1 protein-coding gene is annotated in these 260 nt (G+C 54.2%); it reads left to right on the top strand.

What is annotated here, in order from left to right; genetic code table 11:
- Window positions 1-11: 11 nt before the first annotated feature.
- Window positions 12-260: hypothetical protein (locus B4920_RS26795; RefSeq protein ID WP_216820083.1), on the top strand; the 249-nt coding region annotated here is incomplete at its 3' end.

Genomic DNA, 260 nt, shown 5'->3' with positions numbered 1-260 from the left:
AGGCCGTGCTGATGACCTACTACCGTAATAACATCACGCACATGCTGATGCTGCCGTCACTGATGGCAGCCATTATTACCCAGCACCGCCGTATTTCGCGTCAGGAGCTGCTGCGCCATATTCAGGCCATCTATCCGATGCTGAAAGCGGAGCTGTTCCTGCGCTGGAGTAACGATGAGCTGGCGGCAGAGCTCGATAAAATGTCCGCAGAGATGCGTCGTCAGGGGCTGATTACCATCCATGATGACGAACTGCATATC

This window comes from Zoogloea sp. LCSB751, assembly GCF_002028455.1.
Lineage (GTDB): Bacteria > Pseudomonadota > Gammaproteobacteria > Burkholderiales > Rhodocyclaceae > Zoogloea.
Note: the sequence above shows the minus strand (reverse complement) of the source record. Positions and strands in the feature narration are given on the sequence as shown.